Source organism: Thioclava sp. F34-6 (assembly GCF_002213235.1).
Classification (GTDB): domain Bacteria; phylum Pseudomonadota; class Alphaproteobacteria; order Rhodobacterales; family Rhodobacteraceae; genus Thioclava; species Thioclava nitratireducens.
In genome coordinates, this window is sequence record NZ_NBOA01000008.1 from 116,989 (window position 1) to 131,469 (window position 14,481).

The 14,481-nt window shown below is 62.7% G+C and carries 13 protein-coding genes; 11 read left to right on the plus strand and 2 right to left on the minus strand.

Translation table 11 applies throughout. The annotated features are described in order from the left end of the window. The first annotated feature begins 69 nt into the window (after positions 1-69). Both B6V72_RS19230 and B6V72_RS17140 read left to right on the plus strand, forming a co-directional pair. A complete protein-coding gene (locus B6V72_RS19230; RefSeq protein ID WP_168173071.1) occupies positions 70-960 on the plus strand; it encodes a flagellar hook-length control protein FliK in 891 nt (296 codons plus the stop codon). Positions 961-969: 9 nt separating this feature from the next. Beyond that, the gene (locus B6V72_RS17140) at positions 970-1,653 is read left to right on the plus strand and encodes a flagellar hook capping FlgD N-terminal domain-containing protein (RefSeq protein ID WP_088736117.1); all 684 of its coding nucleotides are present in this window, start codon (positions 970-972) and stop codon (positions 1,651-1,653) included. Here B6V72_RS17140 and ubiB read toward each other — a convergent pair. After that, complete coding sequence (gene ubiB, locus B6V72_RS17145; protein ID WP_088723400.1) at positions 1,650-3,179, minus strand: 2-polyprenylphenol 6-hydroxylase; 1,530 nt, start codon at positions 3,177-3,179, stop codon at positions 1,650-1,652. The two genes, B6V72_RS17140 and ubiB, sit on opposite strands and share 4 nt — an antisense overlap. 3 nt (positions 3,180-3,182) lie before the next feature. Continuing rightward, positions 3,183-3,935, minus strand: coding sequence for a bifunctional demethylmenaquinone methyltransferase/2-methoxy-6-polyprenyl-1,4-benzoquinol methylase UbiE (gene ubiE / locus B6V72_RS17150; protein ID WP_075776778.1), 753 nt, complete (start codon positions 3,933-3,935; stop codon positions 3,183-3,185). Between the two features lie 76 nt (positions 3,936-4,011). Between ubiE and mutM the strand changes: the two genes are divergently transcribed. The 9 genes from mutM (at position 4,012) to gyrB (ending at position 14,009) form a co-directional block, all read left to right on the plus strand. Next, positions 4,012-4,857 carry a bifunctional DNA-formamidopyrimidine glycosylase/DNA-(apurinic or apyrimidinic site) lyase gene (mutM, locus tag B6V72_RS17155; RefSeq protein ID WP_075776777.1) on the plus strand — a complete coding sequence of 282 codons (846 nt, stop codon included), beginning with the start codon at positions 4,012-4,014 and terminating at the stop codon, positions 4,855-4,857. A gap of 87 nt (positions 4,858-4,944) precedes the next feature. After that, complete coding sequence (locus tag B6V72_RS17160) at positions 4,945-5,721, plus strand: enoyl-CoA hydratase (protein ID WP_075776776.1); 777 nt, start codon at positions 4,945-4,947, stop codon at positions 5,719-5,721. Between the two features lie 209 nt (positions 5,722-5,930). Next, the gene (gene rpsT, locus B6V72_RS17165; RefSeq protein ID WP_075776775.1) at positions 5,931-6,197 is read left to right on the plus strand and encodes a 30S ribosomal protein S20; all 267 of its coding nucleotides are present in this window, start codon (positions 5,931-5,933) and stop codon (positions 6,195-6,197) included. 499 nt (positions 6,198-6,696) lie between these two features. Further along, on the plus strand, positions 6,697-8,091 hold the full coding sequence (gene dnaA, locus B6V72_RS17170) for a chromosomal replication initiator protein DnaA (RefSeq protein WP_088736122.1): 1,395 nt from the start codon (positions 6,697-6,699) through the stop codon (positions 8,089-8,091). A gap of 114 nt (positions 8,092-8,205) precedes the next feature. Then, positions 8,206-9,324: a DNA polymerase III subunit beta gene (gene dnaN / locus B6V72_RS17175; RefSeq protein WP_078521612.1), complete on the plus strand. Its 1,119-nt coding sequence runs from the start codon at positions 8,206-8,208 to the stop codon at positions 9,322-9,324. Positions 9,325-9,376: 52 nt separating this feature from the next. Further along, positions 9,377-10,435, plus strand: a complete 1,059-nt coding sequence (recF, locus tag B6V72_RS17180) for a DNA replication/repair protein RecF (protein WP_088720557.1) — start codon at positions 9,377-9,379, stop codon at positions 10,433-10,435. Next, positions 10,432-10,860, plus strand: a complete 429-nt coding sequence (locus B6V72_RS17185; protein ID WP_088736118.1) for a VOC family protein — start codon at positions 10,432-10,434, stop codon at positions 10,858-10,860. Before recF ends, B6V72_RS17185 begins: the two co-directional genes overlap by 4 nt. Further along, positions 10,857-11,477, plus strand: a complete 621-nt coding sequence (locus B6V72_RS17190; protein ID WP_075776771.1) for a LysE family translocator — start codon at positions 10,857-10,859, stop codon at positions 11,475-11,477. The genes B6V72_RS17185 and B6V72_RS17190 overlap by 4 nt, the downstream gene beginning before the upstream one ends. Before the next feature lie 81 nt (positions 11,478-11,558). Beyond that, complete coding sequence (gene gyrB / locus B6V72_RS17195; RefSeq protein WP_075776770.1) at positions 11,559-14,009, plus strand: DNA topoisomerase (ATP-hydrolyzing) subunit B; 2,451 nt, start codon at positions 11,559-11,561, stop codon at positions 14,007-14,009. The last annotated feature ends 472 nt before the right edge of the window (positions 14,010-14,481 follow it).

Below are 14,481 nucleotides of genomic sequence, written 5' to 3' on the forward strand. Positions count from 1 at the left end.
ACCGAGGCAGCCGACGCTATGCCTCCAAGCGCGGGAGCTGCGGGGATCACAGTGCGGCGGAGCGCATCCTTGGAAACGGTCGAAACGGTCGCCGTGTCCGCAAAAGTAGTGCAGAGCGGGAAAGCATCAGACCCTCACTACGCTTTGGCGGCCAAAGCTCCGCCAGTCGACGCAGAAATTGCGCGGGCCTCTACCCGCTGGCAGCCGCCGCCACAACCACAGTTCAACACAGCGCGCCTTTTAAGCACGCCAAGCGATACGTCCAAGAATGACAAAGCCGAGGCGCGCGAACCTTCGGTCCGGGTGGATCGTGATATTCTACCCATGGACGTTGCGGCCCATGCCCCGACTGCTCGCATGAGCCATGCTCAGGCTATCTATCTGGGGACAGCTGCGCTTCGGGCGGCGCAGGGGGACACGGAGAGGTCCGCGTTGCCCAGAGCGCGGTTCAGTACGGCTGAGACGCCCGAAACCTCAGCCGCGCACAGCGCACCACTGGCTGCGGGGACAGGCGGGGCGGCGCCGACAAGTTCAGCGCCGCAGCCCGCCCCGGCTTCTATCGCGCAGTCAATAGCGCATCAGATTGGTATTTCACTGCAGCGGATGCCCGATCGGCCAGTGGAAATTGCGCTTTCGCCGAAAGAATTGGGCCACGTGCGCGTGATCCTCCATGCAAGCCAGCATGGCATGACGGTCGCGATACAGGCCGATCGCGCCGAAACACTCGAGCTCATGCGCCGCCATATCGATACTTTCGCGCGCGAAATACGCGACTTGGGTTACGGCACGCTCGATTTTCAGTTCAGCCAGCGCGAGGAGCGCCCCCAGCGGCGGCCCGATATATTCGACAGGTCAGGTACTGGCCCGGGCGTCGCCCACATTGAGACGCCGATTGACCCCAATCCGCGCCCCGCCACCCGCCTAGCCCCACACAAAGGCGGGCTCGACCTGCGCATGTAGGAGATCATCATGACCACCACCACTTCCCCCGTAACCCCGACGAACCCCAACGTCGCCGCCACGGCCGCAGCGAACAGTGGCGATGCAAAAGCCCCCTCGGCGCTCAGTTCGGATTTCGAAACCTTCCTGACGATGCTCACCGCCCAGATGAAAAATCAGGATCCGCTCAATCCGATCGAAAGCGCCGATTTCGCGGTGCAACTCGCGACATTCTCCAGCGTCGAGCAACAGGTAAAGACCAACGATCTGCTGATCGCTCTGTCAGGCCAGATTGGACTTGGCGGTTTGAGCGAACTGGCGAGCTGGGTCGGAATGCAGGCCCGCACGGAGGCACCGAGTTACTTCGACGGCTCGACGCCGATCGACCTTGCGCCCGCGGCGCAATCGGGGGCCGACGCAGCCGTTCTGGTGATCACGGATTCGACCGAGGAACAGGTCGCGAAGAAGCTGATTTCGCCTACGCTCGAAAGCTATGCGTGGGACGGAACCAACGAGGCGGGCCAATCGCTAGGGGCTGGGCAATACCGCTTCTCGCTGCAAAGCTACGCGGCGGGCAATCTGATCGGCACCGATCCGGTCGCGGCCTATAGCCGGGTGGTCGAGGTGCAAGCAGGCGCTAACGGCGCGATGTTGACGCTCGAAGGCGGGGCCAAAGTTCCCGCCGATACGGTCAGCGCGCTGCGGGAGGGTTAAAGCAGCTCGCCCAGGACGACGCCAAGCAGCAGAAGGGCCGTCCCAGCTGAGATCAGTGCCGCGTAGCGCCAGCGGGTCACCGTCACCGGGGGCGGTGTCGGTTCGGTCTGCTTGCGGATCGCCGCCTTCACGAGGTCAGGAAGTTGCGGCCCGAAGCGACCCAGAACCTGCACCGTCTTGCGCAGATCATTCGCGATGGCACGCGGACCGAGGCTTTCGCGAATGTATTTCTCCACGACCGGCTTTGCGACTTCCCACATGTTGATCGACGGGTGGAGCGAACGCGCCACGCCTTCAACAACGACCATCGTGCGCTGCAGCAGGATCAACTGCGTCTGGGTCTGCATCCCGAAGCGCTCCGTCACCTCGAAGAGATAGGCCAAAAGCCGCGCCATCGAGATATGGGCGGCGTCCATCCCGAAGATCGGCTCGCCCACGGCGCGCAGCGCCAGCGCGAACTCGTCGACATCGCGATCGGCGGGGACGTAACCAGCCTCGAAATGCACCTCGGCCACACGCTTGTAGTCGCGCTGGATGAAGCCCATGAGTATCTCGGCATAGACCCGGCGGGTATATTCGTCGATCTGCCCCATGATCCCGAAATCATAGGCGAGGATATCCCCGTTCCCAGCCACCTTGAGATTGCCATGATGCATGTCGGCATGGAAAAACCCGTCGCGCAGAGCATGGCTAAGGAACAGTTGCAACACGCGCTCGCCGATGGCGGCCACGTCATGTCCCGCATCGCGCAGACCCGTCGGGTCGCCCATCGGCAGACCTTCCGCCCAGTCAAGCACCATCACCCGCTTGGCCGAGAGGTTCCAGACCGGCTGTGGCACTAGGAAGCCCGCATCACCTACGGTATTGGCGCCGAATTGCGAAGCCGAAGCCGCCTCCAGACGCAGATCCAACTCGCCCAGAACCACGGATTCGAAGTGTTTGATTACCTCGCTCGGGCGCAAGCGCCGCGACGCGGGCGAAATCCGCTCGATCATCGCGGCGGCGAAATGGAAGGCGTCGAGATCGCGACGGAAAGCGCGCTCGATCCCCGGGCGCAATACCTTCACCGCGACCCGTTCACCCGTGTCGGCACGGCGCGCGGAATGGACCTGCGCGATCGAAGCGGCGGCGACGGGCTCGGAAAACTCGATGAACAGCTGATCGGCGGGCGCGCCCAGTTCGTCTTCGACCATACGCTTGGCGATAGAGGTCTCGAAGGGCGGCAGCTTGTCCTGCAGCACGCGCAGCTGATCGGCCAATTCGGCGCCGACTACGTCCGGCCGCGTCGAGAGGACCTGACCGAACTTGATATAGGCCGGGCCAAGCGCGGTAATCGCGCGCGTGACCGGCGGTAGCTCCGGATCGCCCTTGTAGCCAAGCCACGCGAAGGGCGCGCTGATCGCATAGGCCACGGCGCGCAGCCGCGGCGGCGCATCCATCGCCTCAAGCGCCTGATGCATCGCACCCGTGCGGATGAAGGTCGCGCCCGTCCGGATCAGGCGCCAGATGTTGTGGGGTCCGCGCATCGGTTAAAGTTTCCAGCCCGAGTGCAGCGCCGCGATTCCCATCGACAGATTCCGGTAGGAGACATTGTCGAACCCGGCTTCACGGATCATCTGCGCGAAGGTCTCCTGCGAGGGGAACTTGCGGATCGATTCCACCAGGTACTGGTAGCTGTCGCGGTCATTCGCGACGATTTCACCCATCTTCGGGATCACGTTGAAGGAATAGAGATCATAGGCCTTCTGCATCAGTTCATTCGGGATCTGGCTGAACTCCAACACCATGATCCGTCCACCAGGCTTGAGCACCCGATAGGCCTCCGAGAGCGCATCCGCGATCCGCGTCACGTTCCGGATGCCGAAAGAGATCGTGTAGACGTCGAAGGAATTATCCGCGAAGGGCAGCGCCATCGCGTCGCCGACCACCCAGTCGAGACTGTCGGCCATGCTTTCGGCCTCGGCGCGCTTGCGGCCCTCGATCAGCATCGATTCGGTCATGTCGCATACGGTGGCATGGCCCGAGCCTGCGCGTTTTAGGAAGCGGAAGGACACGTCACCGGTCCCGCCCGCCACGTCGAGCAACTTTTGACCCGGTCGCGGCGCGAGCCAATCCATCATCGCGTCCTTCCAGACGCGGTGGATGCCCATGCTCATCAGGTCGTTCATGATGTCGTATTTCGATGCCACTCGCGAAAACACGCCGTGAACCATGCCTGCCTTGGCATCTTCGTCCACGGTCTGAAAACCGAAATGCGTGGTCTTTGATTGCTCTGCGCTCATGGGCCCTTGCCGATCCTCATTTCACCCCCTTCTTATAGGGGCCCTTTGCCCCAAGACAATGCGATGAGGAGGAACTATGCCCGAATTGCCCGAGGTCGAGACGGTTCGTCGCGGGTTGGTCCCGGCCATGGAAGGCCATCGGATCGAGCGTGCCGAAGTCAATCGGCCCGACCTGCGCTGGCCCCTGCCCGAGCGGATGGCCGAGCGGTTGCAGGGGGCCCGCGTGGACCGTCTGCGGCGACGGTCGAAATACATCCTCGCGGATCTCGACAGCGGAGAAAGCCTGCTGATCCACCTCGGGATGTCGGGCCGCATGCTGGTCTCGGGCGTGGCGCTTGGCGAGTTTCACCTCGAACATCCCGCGCCTGCGAAACACGATCACGTTGTTTTGCACATGGCGGGTGGCGGACGTGTGACCTTCAATGACGCGCGTCGCTTCGGGGCGATGGATCTGGTGCTGACCGAGCGCGAGCAGGCGCATTGGCTTTTGGCGGGCCTGGGCCCCGAGCCCTTCGGCAACGACTTCCACGAAGACTATCTGGTCGAGGCGCTCAAACGCCGCGCGACCCCGATCAAGTCTGCGCTGCTCGACCAGCATGTCGTGGCGGGTCTGGGCAACATCTATGTCTGCGAGGTGCTGCACCGGGCAGGTATCGACCCGCGCCGTCAGGCGAAGCGGATTTCGAACGCACGCATCGCCTCGCTGGTGCCGATCATCCGCGAGGTGCTGACCGAGGCGATCTCGGCGGGAGGGTCGTCTCTGCGCGACCATCGGCAAGCGGATGGGGAACTGGGATATTTCCAGCACAGCTTCCATGTCTACGACCGCGAGGACGCGCCCTGTAGCACTTGCGGGACGCCGATCCGGCGCATCGTTCAATCCGGACGATCCACCTTTTTCTGCCCGGCCTGCCAGAAATGACGCAGCGCTCCGGCATCACAAGACGCTTGATCTGATTTGACGCTCTGCTAGGAGTCCCGTTCAGAGACAAGGAAAGGCAAGACCGAAATGGCCTACCAGACCCTGATCGTCGAGATCGAGGATTACGTTGCCCTGATCCGGCTCAACCGCCCCGACGCACTGAACGCCCTGAACTCCCAATTGCTGGGGGAACTGGCCGAGGCACTGAAATCGGCGGAAGAGAATGACAAGGTGCGTTGCATCGTCATCACCGGTTCGGAAAAGGCCTTCGCGGCTGGCGCAGACATCAAGGAAATGTCGGAAAAGAGCTTCGTGGACATGTTCACGAGCGACTTCTTCGGCAAGGAAGCGGATGCCATCAACCGCATCCGCAAACCGATCATCGCTGCAGTGGCGGGCTACGCGCTCGGCGGCGGTTGCGAATTGGCGATGATGTGCGATTTCATCATCTGCGCGGAGAACGCCAAGTTCGGCCAGCCCGAGATCAATCTCGGCGTGATCGCCGGGATCGGTGGCACCCAGCGCCTGACGCGCTTCGTGGGCAAGTCCAAGGCGATGGACATGCACCTCACGGGCCGCTTCATGGATGCCGGCGAGGCCGAACGGTCGGGACTTGTCAGCCGGGTCGTCCCGAATGCCAAGCTGATCCCCGAGACGATGGCTGCGGCGCAGAAGATCGCCGAGAAGTCGATGCTTGCGACTCGCGCCGCGAAAGAAGCGGTGAACCGCTCCTACGAGACGACGATGAACGAAGGCATCCTGTTCGAGCGTCGTCTGTTCCACGGGCTCTTCGCCACCGACGACCAGAAAGAGGGCATGGCTGCCTTCCTCGAAAAGCGCGAGCCTCAGTTCCGCGACAAGTGAGCCCTTTCGGGCCGCTCGCACGACACCAGATGGCGGGGCTTCGGCCCCGCTTTTCATTATTCCCTTTCCCTTTTGCGCAATTTGCCTTATGAGGCCGCCTCACATGCGCGTGGAGCCCGCTTAGGCTAGAATCATCTAGGTTCGCTGGAGCCCGGGGTCTGTCGTGCGATTGAAAGATTTGAACAGACCCGGAAAGTGGGAAGATACACATGGCTAACACGCCCCAGTCCAAGAAACGCGCCCGTCAGAACGAGCGCCGCCAAGACGTCAACAAAGCTCGTCGTTCGCGCATCCGTACCTTCATCCGCAAAGTCGAAGAAGCGATCGCTTCGGGCGACTACGAAGCGGCAACCAACGCTCTGCGCGCTGCCCAGCCCGAGCTGGCTCGTGGCGTCACCAAGGGCGTTCTGCACAAGAACACCGCATCGCGCAAAGTCTCGCGCCTTGCGTCGCGCGTGAAGGCTCTCAACGCCTGATCTGCGCCCCGGGGTCGAGCCGGCTCCGGAATACGCTGGATTCCTTGAGAAAAAACGCGTCCGCCTATTTGGTGGGCGCGTTTTTTCTTGGACAATCAGTGCCTTGACACGAAACTGTTGCAGTTTTGCGCAGCCCCCTCAGATTCGTTTCGGGGAATCTCACGTCAAGCGCAAAGGTCGGTTGCCTGCTGGCTCGCCAGCTTGCTAGCTTCTACCTGCGATTCACGTCGCCTTGGGGGACATGACGCATTTATCTGGCCGTCGGGGGCAAATAAGTCTGCCACGACAAATGAAAAAGCCTGTTGGCGACCAGCGAAATGCGATTCCGATTCTCGAGGGGGTCCAACTCCTCACTTTCGGCAACTCTGCCTGAAACCGGGTTTCAATCCCGGCAGGTAGGTCGTGTCTGTTTGTAATCGAGGCCGAGCTGCCAGCCGGGCTTGCCGCAATCCCAAGGGACGAAGACGCAACTTATTTGTGTTTGGCGATGGGCGGAAAAATGACGGACGAAACTTGGGGGCAGGTCTGCAATGAGCTTCAAAAAGCTGTTGGGCAAAACAACTACACGACCTGGATCGCTCCGCTCGAGCTGATCGACCTCGAGGACGGCATCGCCTCATTCCAAGCACCGACGAAATTCATGTGCGACTGGGTCTCGCGCAACTTTGCGGAACCGATCCTGAGCGAACTGCGTCGGGCGGGCATCTCTGCAGAGCGCGTCGACATCTCGGTCCCGGCCCGTCGTCCGATGAACGGCGCGGCGAATGGCGCGACCCGCCCTGCGGTTCCGGCCCCCGCCCCGGCTCCCGCGGCAGCCGCCAAGCTCCGCAAGACCCCGCGTCCCGACGAGCCGCTTCCCGGCGCGCCGCTAGATTCGCGCTTCACCTTCGACAGCTTCGTCGTCGGCAAGCCGAACGAACTGGCCCATGCCGCCGCCAAGCGCGTTGCCGAAGGTGGCCCGGTCACGTTCAACCCGCTGTTCCTCTATGGCGGCGTCGGGCTTGGTAAGACCCACCTGATGCACGCGATCGCGCATGACCTGCAGCATCAGCGTCCGGATCTGCGCGTGCTCTATCTTTCGGCCGAGCAGTTCATGTATCGCTTCGTGCAGGCGCTGCGCGAAAAGCAGATCATGGACTTCAAGGAGATGTTCCGCTCGATCGACGTTCTGATGGTCGACGATGTGCAGTTCATCGCCGGGAAAGATTCCACGCAGGAAGAGTTCTTCCACACGTTCAACGCGCTCGTGGATCAGGGCAAACAGATCGTCATTTCGGCGGATCGTGCCCCGGGCGAGATCAAGGACCTCGAAGAGCGCATCAAGTCGCGCCTGTCCTGCGGTCTCGTCGTCGACCTGCACCCGACCGATTACGAACTGCGCCTCGGTATTCTTCAGACCAAGACCGAAGCCTACAAGGTTCAGTATCCCGACCTGCAGATCGCCCCCGGCGTTCTGGAATTCGTGGCACACCGGATCACCTCGAACGTGCGTATCCTCGAAGGCGCGCTGACCCGCCTCTTCGCCTATGCCTCGCTGATCGGGCGCGAGATCACGATGGATCTGGCACAGGAATGCCTCAAGGACCAGCTGCGTCAGTCCGAGCGCAAGGTCACCGTCGAAGAAATCCAGCGCAAGGTGGCGGAGCATTACAACGTCCGTCTCTCCGATCTCGTGGGGCCCAAGCGCCTGCGTGCCATCGCTCGTCCGCGCCAGGTGGCGATGTTCCTCGCGAAATCGCTGACCACCCGCTCGCTTCCCGATATCGGGCGCCGCTTCGGCGGGCGCGATCACACCACGATCATGCACGGCATCCGCAAGATCGAGGAACTGCGCGGCACGGATTCGCAGCTCGCCGAAGATATCGAGTTGCTCCGCCGCCTCCTTGAAAGCTGATCTGGCCCGCTGGGCTTGACGCTCCGGACAAAGCGACCGAATGTCTGCGAAAACCGTTGTGCCGGTGGCGCGAGGTGCTACCTTGCCAGCCCCGGAAAGTCGTGAGGGATCGACATGAAATTCAGCATCGAACGCGCCGCGCTGCTCAAGGCCGTCTCGCAAGCGCAATCCGTTGTGGAACGCCGCAACACGATCCCGATCCTTGCTAACGTGCTGATCGAAGCCGAAGGCGACACTGTCCAGTTCCGCGCGACCGACCTCGATATCGAGGTGGTCGACAAGGCGCCCGCGCAGGTCGAACAGGCCGGGGCCACGACGGTCTCGGCGGTCATGCTGCATGAAATCGTGCGCAAGCTGCCCGATGGCGCGCTGGTCTCGATCTCGGACGACCCGGCCGCCGGGCGTCTGAACGTGCAGGCCGGTCGGTCGAGCTTCAACCTCGCCACGCTGCCGAAGGAAGACTTCCCGGTGATGGCTTCTTCGGAATACACCGCGAATTTCACGGCCAAGGCCGGGGTGCTCAAGCGCCTGTTCGACAAGTCGAAATTCGCGATCTCGACTGAAGAGACCCGCTATTACCTCAACGGCGTCTACATGCATATCGCGACCGGCGAAGACGGTCAGGTGCTGCGCTGCGTCGCCACCGACGGTCACCGTCTGGCGCGTATCGATTCCGGCCTGCCCGAAGGCGCCTCGGGCATGCCCGGCGTGATCGTGCCCCGCAAAACGGTGAACGAGCTGCGCAAGCTGCTGGAGGACGACGATCAGGAAATCGCGGTCTCGGTCTCGGAAACCAAGGTCCGTTTCGCGACCCCGGTGATCACGCTGACCTCGAAGGTCATCGACGGCACCTTCCCCGATTACACCCGCGTCATCCCGACCGGGAACACCCGCCAGCTGGAAGTCGACGCATCGGAATTCGCAAAAGCGGTGGACCGTGTGGCGACCGTCTCGTCGGAGCGGTCGCGCGCGGTGAAACTGGCTCTGGAAGCCGACAAGCTGGTACTTTCGGTCAACGCACCCGATGCCGGTGCCGCGGAAGAAGAGCTGGTCGTGGCCTATGCCGACGAGCCGCTGGAGATCGGTTTCAACGCGAAATACCTGCTCGAGATCGCGAGCCAGGTCGATCGCGAAAATGCCGTCTTCCTGTTCAATTCCTCGGGCGATCCGACCCTGATGCGCGAAGGTGGCGACACTTCGGCGGTCTATGTGGTCATGCCGATGCGCGTGTGAGGCCTGACGGAAGCCTCCGGCGGGGATATTTCCATCGAGAAGAAGAGGCGCGATGCTGCGTGAACTGAAGATATTGCAGTTCCGCTCGCATCGTCGTGCCGAAATCGCTTTCGACGGGCGGCCCGTGGCAATCTACGGGCCCAACGGCGCGGGCAAGACGAATATCCTCGAGGCGGTGTCGCTGCTCTCACCCGGGCGTGGGCTGCGCCGGGCGCAGGCCGACGAGTTGATGCGCCGCGCCGAAGCCGTTGGCTGGAAGCTGCGCGCCGCCACCGACACCCATGAGATCGAGACCTCCGCCCTGCCCGGCGAGTCCCGCCGGGTCGAGATCGATGGCAAAGCCGCGCCGCAGGTGGCACTGGCGCAGATTCTGCGGGTGCTGTGGCTGGTGCCCTCGATGGACCGGCTCTGGATCGAAGGGGCCGAAGGGCGCAGGCGGTTTCTCGACCGGATGGTGATGAGCTTCACCCCCGCCCATGCCGAGGTCACGCTGGCCTATGAAAAGGCGATGCGCGAGCGGAACCGCTTGCTCAAGGACATGGTCCGCGATCCGAACTGGTATCACGCGCTGGAGGCGCAGATGGCCGAAGCTGGCGCTGCGATCCGGGCGAACCGGGCCGAAGCCCTCACGCGGATCATGCAGGCGCAGGCGGATGCGGCGACGGCGTTTCCAGCAGCGCATCTGGTCCTCGAGAACGAAGGCCCCGGGGATCTGGCCGCAGCCCTCGACGCCAATCGCCCGCGCGACATGTCAGCGGGCAGGACGCTGGAGGGGCCGCACCGGGCCGATCTGCTCGCCACATATGTCGAGAAAGATGCCCCCGCCGCGCAATGCTCTACCGGGGAGCAGAAGGCGCTGCTGATCTCGCTGATCCTCGCCAATGCGCGGGCGCTTGCGGGCGAGGATGTGGTGCTTTTGCTCGACGAGGTCGCCGCCCATCTGGACTCCGGCCGGCGCGCGGCGCTTTATGACGAAATCTGCGCGATGGGCGCGCAGGTGTTGATGACCGGCACGGGAGCTGAGCTGTTCGACGCGCTCGGGGACCGGGGACAATATCTCGAAGTGGTCGAGGGGCCGCAGGGCTCTGAGGTGAGGGAGGCTATGCCGTGAGCTATCCGCAGCAACGTGTGACGCTGATCACGCTGGGCGTGGCCGATCTCGACCAGTCGAAGCGCTTCTACGCAGCGCTCGGCTGGCAGCCCCATGCCGAGCAGGAGGACGTCGCCTTCTACCAGTTGCACGGGATGGCGCTGAGCCTGTTCTCCTTGCCGGCGCTGGCCGCCGATCAGGGCCTTACCCGCGCAAGGCTGGGCACAGGCGCGATGACGCTGGCGCAGAACTTCGACAGCCCCGAAGACGTGGATGCCGCTTTCGCTGCCGCCCTCAAGGCAGGCGCAACCGAATTGAAAGCCCCCGAGGAGACCTTCTGGGGCGGCTATGCGGGCTATTACGCCGATCCCGACCACCATGTCTGGGAACTTGCCCATAATCCCTTCTGGCCGCTGGCCGACGACGGAAGCCTTACCCTCCCATGACCCTCACCTTATCGCAGATCGCGCTCTACACCGGCGCGCTTCTGGTTCTCTTCCTCACCCCCGGGCCGGTCTGGCTCGCCCTTCTCGCTCGCGCGATGGCCGGCGGGTTCGCCTCTGCATGGCCGCTCGCGCTTGGCGTGACGGTGGGCGACATGGTCTGGCCCGCACTCGCAATCTTGGGCGTATCGTGGCTGGTCGGCGAATTCAGCTGGTTCCTCGATGCGCTGCGCTGGGTGGCGGTCGCGATGTTCGTGGGGATGGGGGCGCTCCTGATCCGCCATGCCGAACATCAGATCAGCTCCGACAGCCGCCTGACGCGCCCGGGCATGTGGGCGGGCTTCGTCGCCGGGCTCATCGTGATCATCGGCAATCCCAAGGCGATCCTGTTCTACATGGGCATCCTGCCGGGCTTCTTTCCGATCGCCACGATGACCTGGATCGACATCGCCACGGTCAGTCTGATCTCGGCCATCGTACCGCTGACCGGCAACCTTATCCTCGCCGCCTTCGTGGGCCGCATCCGCGCCTTTGTACAAAGCCGCGGCAAGCTCGCAAAGCTCAACCGGATCGCGGGTGGGCTGATGATCCTCGTCGGCCTTCTTATCGCCGTGACGTGACCCCCTAAATCTTGTGTCTGACGCGTGACATTCCCGGGCCCAGCCGATATAAAACCGGCAACAGATAAAGGACGGGCAGGCATGACCGACGACACCCCGAAGAAGAACGCATACGGCGCCGATTCCATCAAGGTTCTCAAGGGCTTGGAGGCCGTGAGGAAACGGCCCGGCATGTATATCGGCGATACGGATGACGGCTCGGGCCTGCACCACATGGTTTACGAGGTCGTCGATAACGGCATCGACGAAGCCTTGGCGGGTCACGCCGACTACGTCGCCGTGAAAATTCACGCGGATTCTTCGGTCTCCGTGCGTGATAATGGGCGCGGGATTCCCGTCGACATTCACGCCGAAGAAGGCGTCTCCGCGGCCGAGGTCATCATGACCCAGCTGCACGCCGGCGGGAAATTCAACAACACCGACGACGACGGCAACGCCTACAAGGTGTCGGGCGGTCTGCACGGGGTTGGCGTCTCGGTGGTGAACGCGCTGTCGGACTGGCTGGAACTGACGGTTTGGCGCGACGGCAAGATCCACAAGGCGCGCTTCGAGCATGGCGAATGCGTAGAGCATGTGCATGTCGTGGGCGAGGCACCGAACGAGAGCGGCACCGAGGTGCGCTTCCTCGCGTCAAGCAAGGAAGACGATCCCGAGGGCACCTTCTCGAACCGTGAGTTCGTCTTCGCCACGCTGGAAAAGCGTCTGCGCGAACTGGCCTTCCTGAACTCCGGCGTTCGTATCATCATCGAAGACGAGCGCCCCGCCGAGCCGCTCAAGACCGAGCTGCACTATGAAGGCGGCGTTCGGGAATTTGTGAAATATCTGGATCGATCGAAAAACGCCGTGATGGAGGACCCGATCTACATGGTCGGCGAGGTGCGCGGCATCGGCGTCGAATGCGCGATGTGGTGGAACGACAGCTACCACGAAACCGTGCTGCCCTTCACCAACAACATTCCGCAGCGTGACGGCGGCACCCATATGGCGGGCCTGCGCGGGGCGCTGACCCGCACGATCACGAAATACGCGCAGGAAAGCGGCATCGCCAAGCGCGAGAAGGTCGACTTCACCGGCGACGACGCGCGCGAAGGTCTGACCTGCGTGCTCTCGGTAAAAGTGCCCGATCCTAAATTCTCCAGCCAGACCAAGGACAAGCTGGTCTCCTCCGAGGTCCGTCCGGCGGTCGAGAACCTCGTGAACGAGAAGCTCGCCGAATGGTTCGAGGAAAACCCGAACGAGGCCAAGCAGATCGTCGGCAAGATTATCGAGGCTGCGTTGGCCCGGGAAGCTGCTCGCAAGGCACGCGAACTCACGCGCCGCAAGACGGTGATGGATGTGGCCTCCCTGCCCGGCAAGCTCGCCGACTGTCAGGAGAAGGATCCGTCGCTCTCCGAAGTCTTCCTCGTCGAGGGTGACTCCGCGGGCGGTTCAGCCAAGCAGGGCCGCGAGCGCAAGAACCAGGCGGTGCTGCCGCTGCGCGGTAAGATTCTCAACGTCGAGCGCGCGCGCTTCGACCGGATGCTCAGCTCGGATCAGATCGGCACGCTGATCACCGCGCTCGGCACCGGAATCGGTCGTGACGAATTCAACATCGACAAGCTGCGCTACCACAAGATCGTCATCATGACGGATGCGGATGTCGATGGTGCGCACATCCGAACGCTTCTGCTGACCTTCTTCTTTCGCCAGATGCCCGAGATCATCGAGCACGGTTACCTCTACATCGCGCAGCCGCCGCTTTACAAAGTCGCGCGCGGCAAGTCCGAGGTCTACCTAAAGGATCAGACCGCGCTGGAGGATTACCTGATCGATATGGGCGTCGAAGGGGCGATTCTGCGGCTCAACACCGGGGAGGAGATCAGCGGTCAGGATCTCAAGCGCGTCGTGGAAGAGGCCCGCCTGATCAAGCGGATCCTCGCAACCTTCCCGACCCATTACCCGCATCACATCCTCGAACAGGCCGCGATCGCGGGCGCTATGGTGCCGGGCAAGATCGACGGAGACGCGCAGGGCGTCGCGAACTCGGTGGCCGAGCGCCTCGACCTCGTCGCTCTGGAATACGAGCGCGGCTGGCAGGGCCGTCCGACGCAGGATCACGGCATCCGCCTCGCCCGCGTTCTGCGCGGCGTGGAAGAGGTCCGCACGCTCGACGGTGCCGTGCTGCGCTCGGGCGAAGCGCGCCGTCTGGGCAGCCAGACCGAGCAGCTGCAAGAGGTCTACGACCGCCCGGCGAAGCTGGTGCGCAAAGAGCGCGAAATCCTGATCCACGGCCCGCTCGAACTGCTCGACGCGATCTTGAACGAGGGTGAAAAGGGCCTGAGCCTGCAGCGCTACAAGGGTTTGGGCGAAATGAACCCCGAGCAGCTGTGGGAAACCACACTCGACCCCTCCGCGCGGACCCTGCTTCAGGTGCGAGTCGAGGACGTGGCCGAGGCCGAGGACATCTTCTCGAAGCTGATGGGCGACGTCGTGGAACCCCGCCGCGAGTTCATCCAACAGAACGCCCTGGCGGTGGAGAACCTCGATTTCTGATGGGTTGTAGGTTTGCGCAAAGCTTTGCATTCCACCCAAAGGTTTGCGCAATTTGCGCATAAGTTTGCGCGGTCGGAAAATTTCTAAGAATCGTCAATAGGAGTTTTTTCGACCTTCTCCCGTTGGTGCGTAGGAAATTTTCCCGTCCGCATAGCCCTTGGCTCAAGCGCCAAAGCAGCGTCGATTCCGATAGGTCGCCAGTCGCCATGTGGGAGCCACGAGCCACGCGTCCTTTTTGGAGCCGGACGTTTCACGCTTTTGGCCTATGCACCCAAGCAAACGAAGCGAATGACCGATGCCAGATCAAACCGCGATTGCAGTAATTCTGCACCGTTGTGCCGCACCTGACCTGCCACGGGATTTTTCCTCCACCATCGATTAGAGTCCGACCCAACTGATCTGATCCCCGGAAACTGGACCGTTTGAAGCTGGAGTTTTCCGCTACGCTTCCTTGGCTGGAAGAGGAGTGGAA